This window comes from Roseobacter sp. SK209-2-6, assembly GCF_000169455.1.
In the GTDB taxonomy this organism is placed as follows: Bacteria; Pseudomonadota; Alphaproteobacteria; order Rhodobacterales; family Rhodobacteraceae; genus Pseudophaeobacter.
The window spans coordinates 55,818-72,493 of the sequence record NZ_AAYC01000011.1; the positions used below are offsets into that span (position 1 = coordinate 55,818).

Annotated in this window: 18 protein-coding genes; 8 read left to right on the forward strand and 10 right to left on the reverse strand. The window is 59.5% G+C overall.

Going from position 1 to position 16,676, the window contains the following annotated elements; translation table 11 throughout:
• The first annotated feature begins 86 nt into the window (after positions 1–86).
• Positions 87–1,472, forward strand: coding sequence for a hypothetical protein (locus tag RSK20926_RS16125; protein ID WP_037255408.1), 1,386 nt, complete (start codon positions 87–89; stop codon positions 1,470–1,472).
• Positions 1,473–1,532: 60 nt separating this feature from the next.
• Positions 1,533–2,255 (forward strand): hypothetical protein, encoded by a 723-nt coding sequence (locus RSK20926_RS16130; protein ID WP_157133156.1) that lies wholly within the window; start codon positions 1,533–1,535, stop codon positions 2,253–2,255.
• A 9-nt stretch (positions 2,256–2,264) separates the two neighbouring features.
• On the opposite strand, the gene RSK20926_RS16135 is transcribed toward RSK20926_RS16130, so the two are convergent.
• From RSK20926_RS16135 to RSK20926_RS16150, 4 genes are all read right to left on the reverse strand, one after another.
• The gene (locus tag RSK20926_RS16135; RefSeq protein ID WP_008208318.1) at positions 2,265–3,581 is read right to left on the reverse strand and encodes a lytic murein transglycosylase; all 1,317 of its coding nucleotides are present in this window, start codon (positions 3,579–3,581) and stop codon (positions 2,265–2,267) included.
• A gap of 68 nt (positions 3,582–3,649) precedes the next feature.
• Positions 3,650–4,639, reverse strand: coding sequence for a sensor histidine kinase (locus tag RSK20926_RS16140; protein WP_008208320.1), 990 nt, complete (start codon positions 4,637–4,639; stop codon positions 3,650–3,652).
• Positions 4,636–5,319 (reverse strand): response regulator transcription factor, encoded by a 684-nt coding sequence (locus RSK20926_RS16145; RefSeq protein WP_008208322.1) that lies wholly within the window; start codon positions 5,317–5,319, stop codon positions 4,636–4,638. Before RSK20926_RS16145 ends, RSK20926_RS16140 begins: the two co-directional genes overlap by 4 nt.
• Complete coding sequence (locus RSK20926_RS16150; protein ID WP_050773105.1) at positions 5,297–6,913, reverse strand: DUF4153 domain-containing protein; 1,617 nt, start codon at positions 6,911–6,913, stop codon at positions 5,297–5,299. Before RSK20926_RS16150 ends, RSK20926_RS16145 begins: the two co-directional genes overlap by 23 nt.
• Positions 6,914–7,150: 237 nt before the next feature.
• Between RSK20926_RS16150 and RSK20926_RS16155 the strand changes: the two genes are divergently transcribed.
• The 3 genes from RSK20926_RS16155 (at position 7,151) to RSK20926_RS16165 (ending at position 9,005) form a co-directional block, all read left to right on the forward strand.
• Entirely contained in the window at positions 7,151–8,299 is a 1,149-nt protein-coding gene (locus RSK20926_RS16155) for a lytic murein transglycosylase (protein ID WP_008208326.1), read from the forward strand.
• 95 nt (positions 8,300–8,394) lie between these two features.
• A complete protein-coding gene (locus tag RSK20926_RS16160) occupies positions 8,395–8,619 on the forward strand; it encodes a MazE family transcriptional regulator (protein ID WP_008208328.1) in 225 nt (74 codons plus the stop codon).
• Positions 8,616–9,005 (forward strand): type II toxin-antitoxin system death-on-curing family toxin, encoded by a 390-nt coding sequence (locus RSK20926_RS16165; protein ID WP_008208330.1) that lies wholly within the window; start codon positions 8,616–8,618, stop codon positions 9,003–9,005. The genes RSK20926_RS16160 and RSK20926_RS16165 overlap by 4 nt, the downstream gene beginning before the upstream one ends.
• 260 nt (positions 9,006–9,265) lie before the next feature.
• Here RSK20926_RS16165 and RSK20926_RS16170 read toward each other — a convergent pair whose 3' ends face one another.
• From RSK20926_RS16170 to RSK20926_RS16180, 3 genes are all read right to left on the reverse strand, one after another.
• Complete coding sequence (locus RSK20926_RS16170; RefSeq protein WP_008208331.1) at positions 9,266–10,816, reverse strand: TRAP transporter large permease; 1,551 nt, start codon at positions 10,814–10,816, stop codon at positions 9,266–9,268.
• Positions 10,809–11,312 carry a TRAP transporter small permease subunit gene (locus RSK20926_RS16175; protein ID WP_037255412.1) on the reverse strand — a complete coding sequence of 168 codons (504 nt, stop codon included), beginning with the start codon at positions 11,310–11,312 and terminating at the stop codon, positions 10,809–10,811. Before RSK20926_RS16175 ends, RSK20926_RS16170 begins: the two co-directional genes overlap by 8 nt.
• Before the next feature lie 74 nt (positions 11,313–11,386).
• The gene (locus RSK20926_RS16180; protein WP_037255471.1) at positions 11,387–12,472 is read right to left on the reverse strand and encodes a TRAP transporter substrate-binding protein; all 1,086 of its coding nucleotides are present in this window, start codon (positions 12,470–12,472) and stop codon (positions 11,387–11,389) included.
• 175 nt (positions 12,473–12,647) lie between these two features.
• On the opposite strand from RSK20926_RS16180, the gene RSK20926_RS16185 reads away from it, so the two are divergent.
• Both RSK20926_RS16185 and RSK20926_RS16190 read left to right on the forward strand, forming a co-directional pair.
• The gene (locus RSK20926_RS16185; RefSeq protein ID WP_008208334.1) at positions 12,648–13,346 is read left to right on the forward strand and encodes a GntR family transcriptional regulator; all 699 of its coding nucleotides are present in this window, start codon (positions 12,648–12,650) and stop codon (positions 13,344–13,346) included.
• Between the two features lie 108 nt (positions 13,347–13,454).
• Positions 13,455–14,249, forward strand: coding sequence for an IclR family transcriptional regulator (locus RSK20926_RS16190; RefSeq protein WP_008208335.1), 795 nt, complete (start codon positions 13,455–13,457; stop codon positions 14,247–14,249).
• Positions 14,250–14,352: 103 nt separating this feature from the next.
• Here the strand turns inward: RSK20926_RS16190 and RSK20926_RS16195 are convergent, their stop codons facing one another.
• Positions 14,353–14,874, reverse strand: coding sequence for a CBS domain-containing protein (locus RSK20926_RS16195; protein ID WP_008208336.1), 522 nt, complete (start codon positions 14,872–14,874; stop codon positions 14,353–14,355).
• A gap of 80 nt (positions 14,875–14,954) precedes the next feature.
• Between RSK20926_RS16195 and RSK20926_RS16200 the strand changes: the two genes are divergently transcribed.
• Complete coding sequence (locus RSK20926_RS16200) at positions 14,955–15,143, forward strand: hypothetical protein (RefSeq protein ID WP_037255415.1); 189 nt, start codon at positions 14,955–14,957, stop codon at positions 15,141–15,143.
• Between the two features lie 124 nt (positions 15,144–15,267).
• On the opposite strand, the gene nqrM is transcribed toward RSK20926_RS16200, so the two are convergent.
• Entirely contained in the window at positions 15,268–15,516 is a 249-nt protein-coding gene (gene nqrM, locus RSK20926_RS16205; protein WP_008208341.1) for a (Na+)-NQR maturation NqrM, read from the reverse strand.
• Between the two features lie 12 nt (positions 15,517–15,528).
• Positions 15,529–16,554 (reverse strand): FAD:protein FMN transferase, encoded by a 1,026-nt coding sequence (locus tag RSK20926_RS16210; RefSeq protein ID WP_037255418.1) that lies wholly within the window; start codon positions 16,552–16,554, stop codon positions 15,529–15,531.
• Positions 16,555–16,676: the final 122 nt, after the last annotated feature.

Consider the following 16,676-nt stretch of genomic DNA (forward strand, 5'->3'; position numbering starts at 1 on the left):
CTACAGAGCGCTTTTTTCGGTCTGCTGCGGCAAATCCGCAGCGGGTAGAAACTGCCCATCTAGCGGATCGCAAGGAGGGTAGGTGTATGAGTATTTCTTACTTCGACCCAGAAATTGCGAAACTTCTTTCGGCAATGCGATATGGCCCCGGTGGGAGCATGTTGCGCAGTGGCTATCTGGAAGAATGCCTAAGCTTTTTGAAGCAAACGCGTGGGAACGCGCAGCGACGGGCCTGGCTCAGGGCGGAACTGGCCGAGGCCAAGCGCAGTGAGGTCTCAACGGCGCGGCGATTGGCAGAGGTTCTGGGGAGAAGGATCCGAAAACGGGACCGTGAATACTGCAAGCAGCTTGTCGAGACGCGTCGCATTTTCTTTCTTGAACCCGCAGAGCCAAAGAAGGGGCAGAACCCAAGTTCTTTACGGATGTCACATCTGCGCTACGCGAGACTTTGTAGCCAGGATTTGAGAGCCGCAATCTCAACGGTTTTGTACTCCATCCGGAATTCAGGCAGGAACGAAAGTTCGCGCAAACCCAGAGAACGGCTAAAAGAAGAGATACTGGCACTTGTACCTCCGGCAAAATCTCTCCTGAGGCGCATGCAACTGGCGCGAGCTGAACTCACCAAAGCGCGAGAGGGCATTCAACAGCTGCAAAACGCGCTTCAGGCCTGTCAGCAAGCGCGCGTGTCCGTCGCAGAGGCTGAAACCTGTCACCGGCTTCAGACCAACCTCGAGGCTATGACGCTCATTCTGGACCGTTATGAACATAGTTTGGGGCCGGAACTGGATGAGTTTTGTCACGAAGGAAATCTATCTGATTTCGCCCAAGATCTGGTAAAGGGCCAACAGACCCAGGACCTGAAACCAAAAGCCTGGAAGGTCATTGGAGCCGGTCTCTGCGGCATGGGGGCGACAGCTATGCTATTGGCTGGCCCAGACAAGTTGTCACAATATGGCCAGCTGGCGGGATGGGGGGCGGTCTCTGTCTTTGCAGCTCTGTTCTTTGCGGTGCTCTGCAAAATGCGGTTTTTTCATAATGGGCAAACACAGCTGCGCCAGCGCAGATTGGCCGCGCTGACCGCGCTTTTTGAACTACCGGCGTTAGAAGGGGCTACTTCAGACGTTGGGCGCCAGATTTTGCACCTGAAAGCACTGCGATGGAGGCATTTAAGAGAGTTGCCCAGTTTAATGAGCCTGCAAAGAGAACCAATGAGTTTTGATTTTCCAAGGTTTGATTTGTACCAGGTTTCATCTCCGTCGGGTGCCTTTGCAGGTTCGGGCGCAATGTCGGGCGCGATGCCTGTACTGTGCGCCACGGGGGAGCGGGCGAGGGGCAAAAGCAATGCGGCCCTCCAAATCCCGCCACCCCAAGCCCCCCATCGATTTGCAGCCGTCAGTTCCTTTGCGGAAAACGCGCTGTGCCCAGAGAAGACGCTAAAGGAGCCGCCAATTGAAATGAAAGAGAGTTCATAACATATGTTGCAAGCTATAGGGCGAGCCCCGGTTCCAGGCTCGCCAAAGGAATTCTGCTGAATGTCGGTACTTGTTCAATCCGGTAGGTTGCAAAACCTACCCGTGGCGACGCGGGCAGAATTGGATGCTGCGCTGGCGCTGATTCAGGTTGGCATAGCGGAAACGCTGCGCGCTTCGAGTATTGAGATTGGCCATCATTCGAGGCGGATGCGCCGTGCGCTTGCACCGCGGGACAGTGTGCGCTCCCAATTGGTTCAAGATCTTCAGGCCGCCCGCGCAGCCAGCGGGGGAAGCCTGCATCTGGCAACCGCCCGCGCCTTGGAAAGCGGCTCTGACTTGTTGATGGCCCTAGCGGTGCAACCCGGAAACCCGACGCTTGTGGCGGTTCCCACGGGTGCGGATTTCTGTATTGATACCGGGCAATTGGTGGTACAGGGCATCACCGCAGGTAGTGGTGAAAAACAGATAGAGGCGGCCTGGATCCTATTCGAAGGGCGCGCCGCAGTTTTTGAAACGGTACATCGCAACGGGGCACCAGTCTTCTCGCAGCGACGCTTTGCTTTGGCGCGCTGTCTGGGGGATACGCTTTTGGAATTCGGTGGCTCCACACGCGACGAAACCAGGCTTAAAGCGTGGCTCCAAGACCTCGAGAGAGCGGCGATGGCAATAAGCCTTGATGGTGCCGGCATGCCGGGAGACCCCGAACAGATGCGCAGATGGATCCTGACTCATCTGCGCACCACGGCGCAATTCCTGGAACGGTTGATACAGGAGCCTGCCTAGGCGCAGCTCTCAGCGTTGCAGCCGTTTGACAAGACGTGCATCGGGAAAGCAGCTGGCCTCCTGGCCATTTGCTTGCTGCCAGCGCCCGATGCTGCGGCGGGTTTTGAACCCGACCAACCCATCCGCGCCGCCGACATCATGGCCCAACCGCTCTAAGGTTTCCTGCATCTTTGCCACGTCAGAGCGCAACAACCTGTCCACGGGGGTCCAACCCTGGGTGAAATCACCGGATCCAAAATCAATGCGATCCCCTGCGTGACCCACATAGAGCGCATAGAGATCGCTTTTGTTGTAGTCCTTCAGGACATAGAAATTTGGAGTGACCAGGAAGGCAGGGCCATTGCGCCCTGCAGGCATCATCAGGAACCCTTCACCGGCGCGTTCATGGGCAGGGAAGGGCCTGTTAGAGACCCGTTTGATGCCCATCGCTTCCCAGTCTGAGATAGGGCGCCCCTGATCCGGACCCTCCAGGGTGCAGGAGACGGTCGCAGGTAGTTTCACCTCAAAGCCCCAGTCGCGGCTTTTCTGCCAGCCATGTTGGGCCAGGAAATGCGCGATCGACATCAGGGTATCTGCTTCGGATTTCCAGATGTCTGCACGCCCGTCGCCATTACCATCGCGAGCAAATTTCAGGAAGTTTCCGGGCATGAACTGGGGCTGGCCCAGGGCGCCGGCCCAGCTGCTTTTCATGGCGCCAGGCGAGACATGTCCCGCATCGGCAATCTGCAGCGCTGCCAGCAGCTCTTCGGTGAAATACTCGGCCCGCCGTCCCATAAAGCCTTTGGTCCCCAGGACCTGAAAGGCGTTATGGGGGATTTTGGCGCGTCCAAAGGCGCTTTCACGGCCCCAGATTGCCAGCAATATGCGACCGGGAACCCCGGTCGCTTGCTCTGCCCGTCTCAGAGCGGTGCGATGCTGTTGCGCCATGCGCTTACCTTGGGCTGTGGTGCCATCCAGGCTGCCGCGAGAGAAGTACTTTGCCGGGGCGCTGAACTCTGCCTGGCGCTGTCGTTTGGGAACACTGGGTTTGCTGCCCGGCGGGGAAAGATCCGGTAGCTCCCAATTCAGCGTAACGCCCTTAAATGCGGCGCGAAAGGTCTGCTGCGATACGCCCGCCGCCTGGGCTTGTGGCCAGATCACCTGCTTTAGCCAGGTTTGGAATTGGCGTTCAATCTTGGCCCGGTTTGCAGCACTGGCTGGCGCCACTGAAAAGGTCGCAACCAAAAAGACCAAGAGCCAGGCTGGCCGGTAGAACAAGCGGCAAAGAAACAAGGAGGACCCTCCGAAGCAGTCGCAGTCACCGCCCACACTAGCGCCCTGTTTCATTACGGGGCTAGGGTGAAATCTCCACGGCAACAGTCATTTATCGCGAAAAGAGCTAGGCAGATCCTATTCTAATCGAAGAACCGGACCTGAAAACAGGCGCCTTTGGGGCTGGGCAGATAAGATATTTCCCCACCATGGGCCAAAAGCATGCTGCGCAGGATCGTAAGACCCATACCGGTGCCGCCCTGCGCGCGTTTGGTGGTGAAAAAAGGGTCAAAAATACTGGGTTCATTGCCCTTTGAAATGCCAGTTCCGTCATCTTGCACCAAGAGGTCGATCAACCCTTCACCAGGCTTGACTGTTAGCGTGACCTGCTTGGCGCCATGCTCGCTTGCATTGCTCAGTAGCTGGGTCAAAAGCAGTTTCACACCTTCCTCAGAGAGCGGGAGCGCATGGTCTGGAGCAATGCAGGTGACATTGAGAAAAGGAAACTGCGCTGTGGCCCAGGGCAGCAACTCCGCGATCCGGCACTGACCTAGATGACGGGTTTCACGTGCCTTTGTTACCGCGCGCAACGCAGCGAGCTGGGTCTCGATTTGGCGTGTCGCGCCAAGGACCTGATCGACCAATTGTTGGTCTGCCTCAGTGAGGCCCGGGCCATCCTGCAGCAGTTCGGTTGCAGCCCGGATGGCGGACACCGGTGTTTTGATTTCGTGACTGGCATGATCGGTGAAAGTACGCACCGAAAGCTCGCGATTGTGCAGCGCGGTGGCCATACCGATGGTGTTTTCGGCCAGTTTGCGCAGCTCTCGGGTGCCCACATGATCCGGGGCCTCCGGCAGGGCCTGATCCCGGTGGTGGTCAACGACCTTTGCGGCATAGTGCTCCAAGGCTTGGATCGGTTGCAGCAACAGGCGCACCAGCAGCCAGCCCAAGACCCCGGTGGCCAGTAAGATACCGATCCCCAACAGGGCAGCTGCGTTGCGAAAGCCGATTTCGGGGCCGAGGTAGCGCAGCGCCACCAGCCCCAGAAAGGACAGAAGCAGTGTGCCCGCCAGCCCGCCGCCCAGAACCAGCGCCAGTGAGGGGCGCCATTTGCGCGCAAGATGGGGCCTCATGCGCCAGTCTGCCCGCTGTCTCGCAAACGGATACCTGCGCCATGGACGGTTTCTATTAGCTCTGGATTGCCCGCTTCGCTGAACTTGCCGCGCAGATTGCGCAGATGGCTGTCGAGGGTGCGGTCAGAGACCTGGCTGCCCGCGCCCCAAATATGGTGGATCAGCTCCGGCTTGCTGCAGAGCCGTCCTGGCGCTTTGGTCAGCAGCTGCAGGATGCTTTGCTCGCGCGCGGTGAGGGCAATTTCCTGACCGTTGAGCCAGCAGCGATGCGCCTGTGGATCCAGCGTCAGGGCACCATGGTTGACCGGAACCGTTCCATTGGCGCGGCTGCGCTTGGCGATGGCTTTGATCCGCGCCACCAGTTCGCGCGGGCTGAAGGGTTTGGTGACGTAGTCATCCGCGCCCAACTCGAGGCCAAGGATGCAATCCACCTCATCATCGCGCGCGGTGAGGAAAAGGATAGGCACCTCAGAGCGCTGGCGGATGCGGCGACAAACCTCAAAGCCGTCGAGCTCCGGCAGACCGATGTCCAGCACGATGAGATCGGGCGCTTCACGCGCGGCATGCAGCAGCGCTTCCTGACCGTCAGCGGCCGTGATCACCTGCCAGTCCGCGCGCTCCAATGCGATACGCACCAATTCGCGCAGGCGGGGATCGTCATCTACCAGCAGGATCTTCATGGCCCGGCGCCTTTGTTGTGGTTTGTGGCGCAGCATAGGCCCGGAGGCGCCAGGACCGGAAGCCCCATTCGCGCCAGTTTTGCTTTGCCAGCAGGTCGTTCATGTCTGGCCAACAATTGGCATAGCCGCTTGGAGGGTGGTTTTCTGGCCGCTCCTCCTGTGCTAGTTGGACTGACTTGGCAGCCATCGGGCCTAGGGTGCAGATATAATACCAGTCGATCTGGTTGGGGTTTTCACGGGTGAGGTTCTGATAGGCGATGAGCCCTGCAAAATTCACAAAACAGGCCGCATAGAGCGTTGCTGTGCCTAGGGCTGCGCAGCGCAGCAAAAGCCAGAGGTTGGAGCGTGCCCTCAGGATCTGCCAAGCGGTCAGCAAGAGGCCAGCGATCACCAGCGCCATCCAGATCATGCTGTGAACCCGCAGATAGGTGAGGCCGAAGCTTTCGACATAGAGGTCCAGCCGCATATAGGCAGTGACGCCCAATAGCGCATTCTGCGCCAGCCAGATCAGAACCAGAGGCTTCAGGGCCTTGTGGCTCTTCAGAAAGGGCCGAGCGGCCAGGGCAAACGCACCCGCCAGCATGGCTGTGACCAGTAGGGGATAGGCGCCACGATGGGCATATTCCGCCAGGGTTATCCCCTCGGGCAGGGTTGCACCGCCGATTAGGATCGAGAGGTCCATGCCGGTTTGAAGCGCCATGATCAGATTGAAAACCACCAGAGCGCGCAACACTGAGCCAGGGTTTAGGCCCAGCCAGCTTTTGCGCCCGGCGGCTGGTTTGGCCGTTCCATCAACCGCTTCAGGAGTGTCTTCTGCCTTCTGTGGTGTTGCTTTCGCTGGGTGAGGTCCGGTCAGAACGGGGCTGATGACCAGAGCGAGACCAATCCAAAACAGGAAGCGCCGTATCAGGGTGGCGAGATCGAAGTCCAACTCCATCAGTCCCGCGAGTTGCTGTTCCAGCACCGGATTGGCCTCAACCAGCAGGCTGAGCAGCAAAAATGTACCGCCTAGGGGAAAACCCCAGTTGCGCAACGCCTGCAGCAGCAAAGCTCGTTGGGGACCTGAGCTATCACCTCGGCTGCGCAGCAGGGCAAGGAAATTCCTGATACCGCCAAGTGGGAGGGACTTGGCCAGTTTGCCGGTGGCTGAAAGCAGATCCAGCAGCGGCGTGTCGGGTTCCTGCCGCAACCAGCTGACCGCCATGAGAGTGCCGAGGCCCAGAAACAGTGTTGAAAGCGCCTGATAATGCTCGATCACTGGCAGGGCAGAGGCGAGCAGCAGCAAGGCGGGGCGGGTCGCATTGCGTGCCGATTGCGGTGGGCTACAGAGCAACACTGCCGCGAAGACCACAAAGGCAAACAGCGCCAGCGACAACCCCGGTTGATACTGCCAAAAAAGGAAGTCCCCCAAAGCGGTCAGCGCCAGCAGGATCAGCGCCATCCGATACTCAGATTCCGGCAGCAAACTGCCGGAAGAGCGGGGGACGCCCCTCCGAGGCTGCTCCTCCGTTTGCGCATTGTCTTCTACAGTCAGCCACCAGCTGTCCTGTGCGATCGATCTGGGTACGCCACGAAGGGTCAATTGGCCTGTCATCACTGTCTCCGCTTGTTTTGGTCATTGTTCTGTTCTGTTCTGGATGGCAGGGCGGTTGCGCAGTTCCCCCGCAAAAAACGTGCAGAAGATGTGCAGAAACTTGCTCAGGCGTGGCTGCGTTTGGCGGAAACTGGCAATTCCTCGCAAAGAGCCGTTTGCGAAGGCTGCCTACGCGTTGCAAGCGGGTCGGGATCGTCTAGACTTGGGGTAAGGACCTTAAAACAGGCGGGCAGATAGATGATCCTTACAAGACGCAGCTTTGCATTTGGGTTGGGGGCCTTTGGCCTTGCGGCCTGCAGCGATAGTTCCGTGACTACGCCGGGGCAACCCGTGGTGAAACCGGGGCTACCGGCGGATCTGCGGCCAGTGCCAAACGCGGGCTATGATGCCTGGGTTGCCTCCTTTCAGGGCCGCGCGCAGGCGGCGGGCATCAGTGATGCAACCTTCCGTGCAGCTTTCCGGGGCGCGGGCTATCTGCCGGGGGTGATCAAGCGCGACCGCAACCAGACCGAATTCAAGCGCACGCTGGAAGATTATCTGTCGATCGCGGTTTCGGACGAGCGGCTCACCAAGGGCCGTGCGGCCTATCAGCGCCACGGGGGCACCCTGCGGCGGCTTGAGGCGGAATACGGCGTTGCTGCAGAGATCATCACCGCGATCTGGGGGCTGGAGAGCTTTTACGGCGAGCGGCGCGGCGATGTGCCGGTGATCTCTGCCACCTCGACCCTGGCCTATGACGGCCGGCGGGGCAGTTTCTTTGAGAAACAGCTGATTGCGGCGCTGAAGATCCTGCAGAACGGCGATATCAGCCCGGCGCGGATGACCGGCAGCTGGGCGGGTGCCATGGGGCACACCCAGTTCATTCCGACCTCTTATCAGGCTTATGCGGTGGATTTTACCGGCGACGGACGCCGTGATATCTGGTCCGAGGATCCCAGTGATGCGCTTGCTTCGACTGCCGCCTATCTGGCGCGCAATGGATGGACCCGGGGGCTGCGCTGGGGCGGTGAGGCCGGGGCAGGGGCGCCATCCGGCACCGTGATCCAGCCGCAGGAGGGCGGGCCGAAGTTTGCGGTGACCAGCAATTTCCGAGCCATCAAGCGTTATAACAACTCGGATGCCTATGCCATCGGTGTCGGACATTTGGCGGACCGCATCGCCGGTGCGGGCCCCCTGCGCGGCAAATTCCCGCCGGATGCCAATGGCTTGACCAAAGATGACCGCATCGCCCTGCAGCGGCGTCTGACCGCCAAGGGCTTTGACACCGGCGGCGCTGACGGGGTGCTGGGGCCGAATAGCCAGGCCGCCATCCGCGCCTATCAGTCTAGCATCGGGCTGCCCGCGACCGGCCAGCCTTCACCAGAGCTGCTGCGCAGGCTGGGGTAGGGGTTATCGGCGGCGGCGCGCGCTGTCCTTGAATATTGGCGGTTCTTCACGTATATACATTCATATACACAGTCGCCAATCTGCAAGGGCCAGAGATGATCGAGACCAAAATCCGCAAGGTCGGCAACTCTGCCGTCCTTACCCTGACGACAGAAATGCTGGCCATCTTGGACGCCAAGGAGGGTGATACTCTCTTTGTGGTGCGCGGCGATGACGGCAGCCTCCGGGTGATGGCGCATGACCCCTCGGTGGCGGAGGCCTTGGCTGCGGCTGAGGCGGTGATGGACGAAAACCGGGATCTGCTTCAGGCCCTGGCATGACGCCGCCTATTTGGGTGCCACTGGCGGTAGTCACCATTTTTCATGACCGGCAGATTTCCCGCCATGGCGGCGCGCCGGGTATGCGCGACCGCGCGCTGTTGGAGATGGGCTGTGCAAGGGCGATGAACCTTGCGGCCTATTCCGAGGAGGCAACCCTGGCCGATATTGCTGCCGCCTATGCTTTTGGCATCGCCAAGGCCCATGCCTTTGTGGATGGCAACAAACGCACGGCCTTTGTGACGGCGGTGACTTTCCTGCGCCTCAATGGTTATCACTTCCGCCCGGACCCAATAGAGGGCGTGCGGATGATGGAGGACCTTGCCCGCGGAGCCGTGGATGAGGCGCAGTTTTCCCAGTGGCTTTCTGCGGGAATGACGCCGCTTTGAAAAGGCGCGTGATGCCTTTCCTTGGGGGGCTCAGGTGCAATGCCATTTTTTAACAGGGTGCCAACCTAGAGCGTCACCCGTCCAAGCAGCAGCTCAGTTTGGAGAGCTCGAGGGCAATGGTTGACCTCGGGAAGGTGCATAGCGCCTTCCCGTTTTGCCGGAGGCAAACCTGCGGTTTGATGGGAAGGTCAGGCGCTGCCCGGCTCAATGGCCGGGCCGGACTTCACAAACGAACCGACAAAGGTACTCAGGAAGAAGCCCTAGAACATCACCCTTGGCAGATAGGTGGCGATCTGCGGCAGGAACCAGATCAGCGCCACCGCCAGCACTTGGATCAGGATGAAGGGGGCAACCCCGGCATAGATCTGGCCCGTGGTGATCTCCTTTGGTGCTGCGCCGCGCAGGTAGAACAGCGAGAACCCGAAGGGTGGTGTCAGGAAGGAGGTCTGCAGATTGATCGCAATCAGCACCGAGAGCCAGATCGGATCATGTCCCATCAGGATCAGCGCAGGCAGCACCAGGGGCAGCACGATCACCGAGATCTCCACAAAGTCGAGGAAGAAGCCCAGGACAAAGATGAAGAGCATCGAGAAGACCAGCGCCCCCATCGGACCGCCGGGCATCTCAGCCAGGAACCCATGCACCCGGTCCTCGCCGCCCAGCCCGATAAAGACCAGCGAAAAGATCCCAGCCGCCAGGATGGTGGCAAAGATCATCGAGGTCATGGTGAGGGTGGAATTCAGCGCCGGCTGCAGTACCTTCTCCGCAATAAGGTTGCGCAGGGCCATCAGAATGGCCGCCAGCCCTGCAAGGGTGAGCAGCACATATAGGGCACCCAGCGCATAGTCGCCGCCGGTCAGGTCACTGCGTTGCAGACGCACCGGGAACAGCCCTGCGCCAATCGCCAGGAGGATCAGGCAGGCGGTGCCAATCAGCAAGAAACGCCGGTTGGCGCCTGCTTTGACCGCAGCCATCAGCACCGCACCGATACCGCCGACCGATGCCGCCTCGGTGGGGGAGGCAATGCCGCTGAGGATGGCGCCCAGCACCGCCAGGATCAGTAGGATCGCGGGCAGGATGGCTTGCAGCACTTCTGCCAGAGGCGGGCGCGGCAGATCGGATGGGGCAGGGGGCAGATCCTGCGGCCGCAGCGCCCCCCGGATCAGCACATAGAGGATATAGAGACCCACCAAGGTGAGGCCCGGCAAGAGGGCAGAGGCAAAGATCTGCCCGACGGATATGGTCTCGATCGAGAACTTGCCCTGCTCATACTGGGCCTGCTGATAGGAATTAGAGACCACATCCGAGAGGATGATCAACAGAGTTGAGGGCGGGATGATCTGGCCCAGGGTTCCGGCTGAACAGACCAGTCCGGAGGCCACGCGGGGGTCATATCCCGCGCGCAGCATCGTCGGCAGGGCAATCATGCCCATGGCGACCACGGTTGCGCCGACAATCCCGGTGGAGGCCGCCAGCAGCATGCCCACCAGAATGACGGAGATCCCCAACCCGCCGCGCAGCTGTCCGAAGGAGCGGCCCATTGTGTCGAGCATATCCTCGGCGATACGGCTCTTTTCCAGGATCGCGCCCATCAGCACAAAGAGCGGGATGGCGATCAGCACATTGTTGGTCAACAGGCCAAAGATCCTCTGCGACATGGCCCCCAGAAGGTTGAGGTTCATCACCCCCAGTGCCCAGCCCAGGATGGCAAAGAGAATGGCGGTTCCGGCGATGGAAAAGGCCACTGGAAAGCCGGAGAGAATGGCCAGAACCAGGGCGGCGAACATCAGGATATCGAGATACTCAGCCATTGGCGCGCTCCCCGCCCAAAAGGATGCGTAAGACGCAGGCCAGGGATTGCAGCAGCACCAGGATGCAGAAGGCGGGGATCAGGCTTTTCAGCAGGAACACCGCCTTGATGCCACCCACGGAAATAGGACCCTCAAGGATCTTCCAGGAGTTCGCGACAGCGGGCCAGGAATAATAGATCACCATGACCATGGCGGGCATCAACAGGCAAAGATGCCCCAGGAGGTCGATGCGGTTTTTGCCCAGGGAGCCCAGCTTGTCATAGAAGATGTCAACGCGGACATGGCCATCCATCAGCAGCGTATAGCCTGCGCCCAGCATGAACATGGCGGAATGCATATAGAGCACTGATTCCTGCGCCGCGATGGAGGAGAGCCCAAAGACATAGCGCGCAATGACGATGAGAAACTGCGCCAGCAGCATCCCCAGCGCCAGCCAGCGCGTGAGGCTGCCCGTGGTCCGGCTGATGCCGTCCAGGAAGTGAAGAAAGCCCTGCATTTCCGCCCTTTTCATGACAGCGGCGCGGGCCGTAGGAGGACCCGCGCCGTGTTTTCAGTCTAGTTCGTTCCGCCTCAGTACCCCAGCACTTTGGCGCGGGCGTTCATCTGGCCGTTATCCGCATAGCTCATGTAGGAGCCAACGGAGTCGCGGTACTCGGTAAAGCTGGCGGTGATGCGGCGCACCAGTTCGTCCTCATCTTCTGCCAGCTCAGCCATGACCTCGGCCGCAGCGGCGCCCATGGCGGCGATCACGTCTGCGGGCAGGTTGCGCACCTGCACGCCCTCATTGGCAACCATCTGCGCCAGGGCCTTGGCGTGTTTGGTGGTGTATTCGGTCCAGACCGGATTATAGAGGCTCTCGCAGGCAAAGCTGACCGCCTGTTTCAGATCATCCGGCAGCTCTGCATAGGCGGTGGCATTGATGGCGCATTCTTCCGCGGAAGAGGGCTCGCCCACGCCGGGCCAGTAGTAGTTCTTGGCCACCTGATAGAAGCCAATGGCGCTGTCGGTCCAGGGGCCGATGAACTCACCCGCATCCAGGGCACCGGTCTGCAGCGCCTGGAACATGTCGCGCGGCCCCATGGCCTGCACGGCCATGCCGATCTTCGAGCACATCTCGGAAGCCAGGCCGGTGGTGCGGAACTTCAGGCCTTTGAGGTCATCCAGTGAGTGGATCTCATCGCGGAACCAGCCCTGCCATTGCGGGCCGGAGTTGCCGCAGAGAAAGGGCTTGAGGTTGAAGCGGGCGTAGATCTCATCATAGAGCGCCTGGCCGCCGCCATGGTAAAGCCAGCCGAATTGCTCATCCGCGCGAAGGCCAAAGGGCTGCGAGCCAAAAAGCAGGATGCCCTTGGATTTGGAGCCCCAATAGGCCGGAACCGCGTGATAGAGCTCCGCCGTGCCTTCAGAGACCGCATCAAAGACGCCGCGTCCGGGCACCAGTTCACCTGCCGCATGCAGTTTTACAGTGATACGTCCGCCGGAGAGCGTGGTGATCCGGTCCGCCAGCATCTGTGCTGCGACACCGGGGCCAGGCAGGTTTTTCGGCCAGGCGGTGACCATATTCCATTGGCGGATGCCCTGGGCCACAGCCGGTGCGGCCAGGGTGGAGGCGGCGGCGCCCGCGGCACCGATCTTGATGAAGTCTCTGCGTTTCATGATGGCTCCCCGTTTTGTGATGCTTTTATTAAGCATGTACTTGAGATTTTTAAGCATGGACATAATAATTTGTCAATCGGCCAGATCCGGGGGCGGGGGACTGGTACTAGGCACCAGAGTTTGGCTTTTGTGCGGATGACGGCTATAGGGCCTGCGGGCAGGGGAGAAACATCAGGTGAGCACGCGCAGCAGTTGGACCAGCATCCGGGATGAGATCAAACGCCGCGTGCAGGCGCGTGAGGTTCTGCCGGGGGACAAACTGCCCAATGATCAGGAGCTTGCGCAGGAGTTTGGCTGTGCCCGCACGACGGTGCAGCGTGCCATGCAAGAGCTGGCAGCGACAGGCACCGTGGTACGCCGCCGCAAGGGTGGCACCACCGTGGCGGCGCATCCGGTGACCCGCACCACCTTTGACATTCCCATTACCCGGCTGGAGGTCGAGGCTCTGGGCCAGGACTATGGCTATTTCTTGGTCTCGCAGGGCATTGAGCAGATTTCGCGAAGCGCCGCCGCCTCTTTTGGGCTGCAGGATCAACCTGAGATGCTGCATGTGCGGGCGCTGCATCTGGCCGGCAACCGCCCCTATATCTATGAGGATCGCTGGATCAGCCAGGAGACCGTTCCGGAAATCCTGGATGTGGATCTGACCCGCGAAAGCGCGAATGAATGGCTGATCCTCAACCGCCCCTACAGCGACTGCGAGGTGCGGTTCTTGGCCAAAAAGGCAACCCCGCAGGAGGCGGAGCTGCTGGAGACCGAGGCGGGAGAGGCCCTCTTTGTGATGGAGCGTACCACCTGGAGCGATAGCGCGCCGATCACCCGTGTGCGGGCCATTGCAGCGCCGGGGTATCAACTAACTGCGCGCGCAAAATAGCCTGTGTGTTTCTGCACGTTCCTATACCTTGAGGCCGGAGATAGCACTTTCCGCAGGGTCAAAATTCTATATAATGGAATTCGAGACCACTAGAAGGCCCGCGGTATCATGCGAGATCTGAAAGACGACAAGCGATTCGCCAATACGCTGGCGCGGGGGTTGAGCGTTCTGCGGGCCTTTGGGCCCAATGACGACGGGCTGGGCAATCTGGAGCTCTCGGAGCGCACCGGGCTGCCGCGCTCCACCGTGTCACGGCTGACCTTCACCCTATGCGCCCTGGGCTATCTGACCCATGGCCGCCACCACGAGAAATACCGGCTCGGCCCGGCGGCGCTGGCGCTTGGCAATATCGCCGGAGCCTCTTTTGGCTTTGTCGAAACCGCCGCGCCGATCATGCAGAGGCTTGCAGATGAGACCATGACCCTGCTGGGGGTCGCCATCCAGGATGACGACAGGATGCTGATTGTCAAAACCTGGCGGCCAAAGAACTCCACAACCACCTGGCTGGATGTTGGCTATCGGATGCCGCTTCTCACCTCTTCTAGTGGGGCAGCTTTCCTGGGGGCGCTCAGCCGCAGTGAGTTGCAAAAGCAGATGGCAGGGGTGGCGGATGAAGAACGCCAGCGCTATGAAGAGGCTCGCAAGCGCAATCAGGCCAAACTGTTAAATGATGGCTATGCTTTTGTGCAGGGCGACCAGCGCTATAACCTGTCGATCAATGCGATTGCTGCTCCCTATCGGCCATCTGAATTTGGTGAGCCGGTGGTCTTTTTCTCTGGCGCGCGTGCGCAGGATCTGGACGACAAACGCATCGCCGACAGTCATGGCCCGGCCCTGGTGGCAGCACTGCAGGAGCTTCTGCACATCACCGGTCGCCGCTTTCCGGTCATGGCTGAAGAGTGATCCGCGAGAACGGGTATTCAGCGCTGCAACTTCAGAAGGCAACAAAACAAAAAAGGGCCCGGTTAGCGCGGGCCCTTAGAGTACCAATCAGCAAAGTGCGGGTTTAGCCGACTATCATCTGTTTCAGCTGCATCGCCTCATATTCCAGCTCAAGCAGGCGGTAGTTCACCACATCGCCAATGGTCAGCATGCCACATAGCTTGCCATCCTCAAGCACCGGAATATGGCGGAAGCGCCCATCGGTCATGGTTTTCAGGACATCAACCAATTGATCGTCCAAGCTGCAGGTCTGAACATTCTTGGTCATGTTCTCGGCAACAGTCTGCGGCAGAGTTTGACCGGGAGTCGCGGCCAGTTTACGTACGATGTCGCGCTCCGAGAGGATGCCAACAAGGGCGCCATCCGCATCAGTTACCAGTAGGGCGCCGATATGCTTGTCAGCCAGAACCTTTACGGCGGTGCTGAGAGTGTCGTCGGGCGTGATCGAAAATACGCTGCGACCTTTGTGATCAATCAGTTTCCTGACCGTAGCGTTCTCTTGTGCAGTATTGCTGATCAGGGACTGGCTGTGAGTGGTCTCTTTGGCCTTGTCGCCACGTTTTGGTGCCTGAAACGAACTTGGCATGCTCAAATGCTCTCCTGTTGTCTATTGACCCAGTACTGTGTCATTGAGCTTAGACGAGAAAATGCCTTTGGGGAAAGACCTTGCTTTTTGACGACCTCATACTGTCGCCTTTTTCTGCTACAATTTTGATTGTGACGGCGGTGCTGGCAGGCACGCGTTACCGGCGGGTCTGGAAAGAAGAGGGGCCGCGTTGGCAACTTTGGTTCTTTGGACTGATCGCCGCCATTAGCCTTTTGCTGCTGGCCTTTGTGCCGCTGGAGGTGGGCTGAGCCGGTGGCGCGGCGCCCGGGCGGCCCGGCGTCAGGCCTGGGGCCGACCGGCAAGGCGCAGGCCGAAGGCCGGTTTCGCAACGAATTGTAAGTGCTTTCGACTTGCCGAGGACAATGAGGGGCCCTAGGCCTCTTTGTTGCCTTCGGCTTCCATCTGTTCCAGCATTTTGCGCGCGCGTTTGCACTGCAGCTTGTCGCGCAGCGGGCTGTCGGGGTCTATGTCCTTGCTGCAGACTACACATTTGTCGGCGCCAGAAATGGCGTTGAGCCCGCCGCAGCTGCCCTTGATGGTTTTGCCCATCAAGAGAACACCCAGTGACATGCCTAGCATCACAAGTGCCAAAAGGCCAAAAGCGAGGAGAAAGGTGGACATGAGCGACTGCCTTTACTTACTGGCCTGCAGTTTCTCGAACTGCGAGCTGACGGTGGTTTCAAAACCGATTTCGGCTGTTTCGGGGTTGCGCGCAATGAACAAAACCGCGAGGCCTTCTTCTTCGGCGATCTTCATGCCGCGTTCCTGACCCAGAACCAACAATGCCGTGGCCCAGCCATCGGCCATCATCGCATCCTTGGCCAGAACTGTGACAGAGGCGGTGCCGTGGGTGATCGGGCGGCCGGTACCCGCATCAATGATGTGGGAATAGCGCACGCCGTCTTCTTCAAAATAGTTGCGATAGTCGCCGGAGGTGGCCATGCCGAGGCCAGAGAGCGCAACTATTTCCTCAACAGTCTTGCTGACCGCATCCGGGCGCTCGATGCCGATGCGCCATTTTTCGCCACTTGGACTCTGGCCGGATGTGACAAGGTCGCCACCGATCTCAACCATGTAATCACTGATCCCCGCGTCACGCAGCACTGCGGCAACTTGATCCACCCCGTAGCCCTTGGCGATGGCGGCCAGGTAGATAGAGGTCTCCGGCAGGCTCTTTTGCAGCGTGTCCGGATTGCTGGTGAGGGTCAGGACCTTCTTTTGGCCCACCACTTCCAGGGCTGAGGCGATGGCTTCATCCGAGGGGATTGGGCTTTCGGAATTGCGGGCACCAAAGCCCCAGATCTCGATCAGCGGGCCCAGGGTCACGTCAAAAAGCCCATTGCTCTTGTCGTGGATCTCATTGGCCGCAGTCATCACTTCGGCGAATTCCGTAGAGACTTCAACTGGTTCCGTGGAACTGTCTGAATTGAAGCGCGAGACCTCTGAATTGGGGTCCCAATTGGACATCTTTTTGTTGACGTCGCTAAGCTGTGCCTGAATGGCAACTTCCAACGCATCTGCATCAATATCAGCACTCTTATCCAGCGCAGTGATGTTATAGGTCGTGCCCATAGTCTCACCGCTGAAGGTCAAAGTGACCGGGTCGGATTTGCATGCTGCAGTAAAAAGCGCGAGAGCGACAATAAGAAGCCGGGCCATCTGTCCACCTACTCTTGAATCGCCCTTCTATTGTACGCTATTCGCGGCCCTGTCAATCTAGGCCTCCAATGACACTATAGGAAACATTTTGATTTTTCCGGTGGGAACTTGGACCATATCAG

Coding starts and splice junctions, on each gene's coding strand:
- RSK20926_RS16140 (WP_008208320.1), bottom strand. CDS start 4,639: ATGAGGCCCCATCTTGCGCGCAAATGGCGCCCCTCACTGGCGCTGGTT.
- RSK20926_RS16175 (WP_037255412.1), bottom strand. CDS start 11,312: ATGCAGGGCTTTCTTCACTTCCTGGACGGCATCAGCCGGACCACGGGC.
- nqrM (WP_008208341.1), bottom strand. CDS start 15,516: ATGTCCACCTTTCTCCTCGCTTTTGGCCTTTTGGCACTTGTGATGCTA.
- RSK20926_RS16130 (WP_157133156.1), top strand. CDS start 1,533: ATGTCGGTACTTGTTCAATCCGGTAGGTTGCAAAACCTACCCGTGGCG.
- RSK20926_RS16180 (WP_037255471.1), bottom strand. CDS start 12,472: ATGAAACGCAGAGACTTCATCAAGATCGGTGCCGCGGGCGCCGCCGCC.
- RSK20926_RS16170 (WP_008208331.1), bottom strand. CDS start 10,816: ATGGCTGAGTATCTCGATATCCTGATGTTCGCCGCCCTGGTTCTGGCC.
- RSK20926_RS16210 (WP_037255418.1), bottom strand. CDS start 16,554: ATGGCCCGGCTTCTTATTGTCGCTCTCGCGCTTTTTACTGCAGCATGC.
- RSK20926_RS16165 (WP_008208330.1), top strand. CDS start 8,616: ATGACGCCGCCTATTTGGGTGCCACTGGCGGTAGTCACCATTTTTCAT.
- RSK20926_RS16135 (WP_008208318.1), bottom strand. CDS start 3,581: ATGAAACAGGGCGCTAGTGTGGGCGGTGACTGCGACTGCTTCGGAGGG.
- RSK20926_RS16125 (WP_037255408.1), top strand. CDS start 87: ATGAGTATTTCTTACTTCGACCCAGAAATTGCGAAACTTCTTTCGGCA.
- RSK20926_RS16190 (WP_008208335.1), top strand. CDS start 13,455: ATGCGAGATCTGAAAGACGACAAGCGATTCGCCAATACGCTGGCGCGG.
- RSK20926_RS16145 (WP_008208322.1), bottom strand. CDS start 5,319: ATGAAGATCCTGCTGGTAGATGACGATCCCCGCCTGCGCGAATTGGTG.
- RSK20926_RS16155 (WP_008208326.1), top strand. CDS start 7,151: ATGATCCTTACAAGACGCAGCTTTGCATTTGGGTTGGGGGCCTTTGGC.
- RSK20926_RS16150 (WP_050773105.1), bottom strand. CDS start 6,913: ATGACAGGCCAATTGACCCTTCGTGGCGTACCCAGATCGATCGCACAG.
- RSK20926_RS16195 (WP_008208336.1), bottom strand. CDS start 14,874: ATGCCAAGTTCGTTTCAGGCACCAAAACGTGGCGACAAGGCCAAAGAG.
- RSK20926_RS16160 (WP_008208328.1), top strand. CDS start 8,395: ATGATCGAGACCAAAATCCGCAAGGTCGGCAACTCTGCCGTCCTTACC.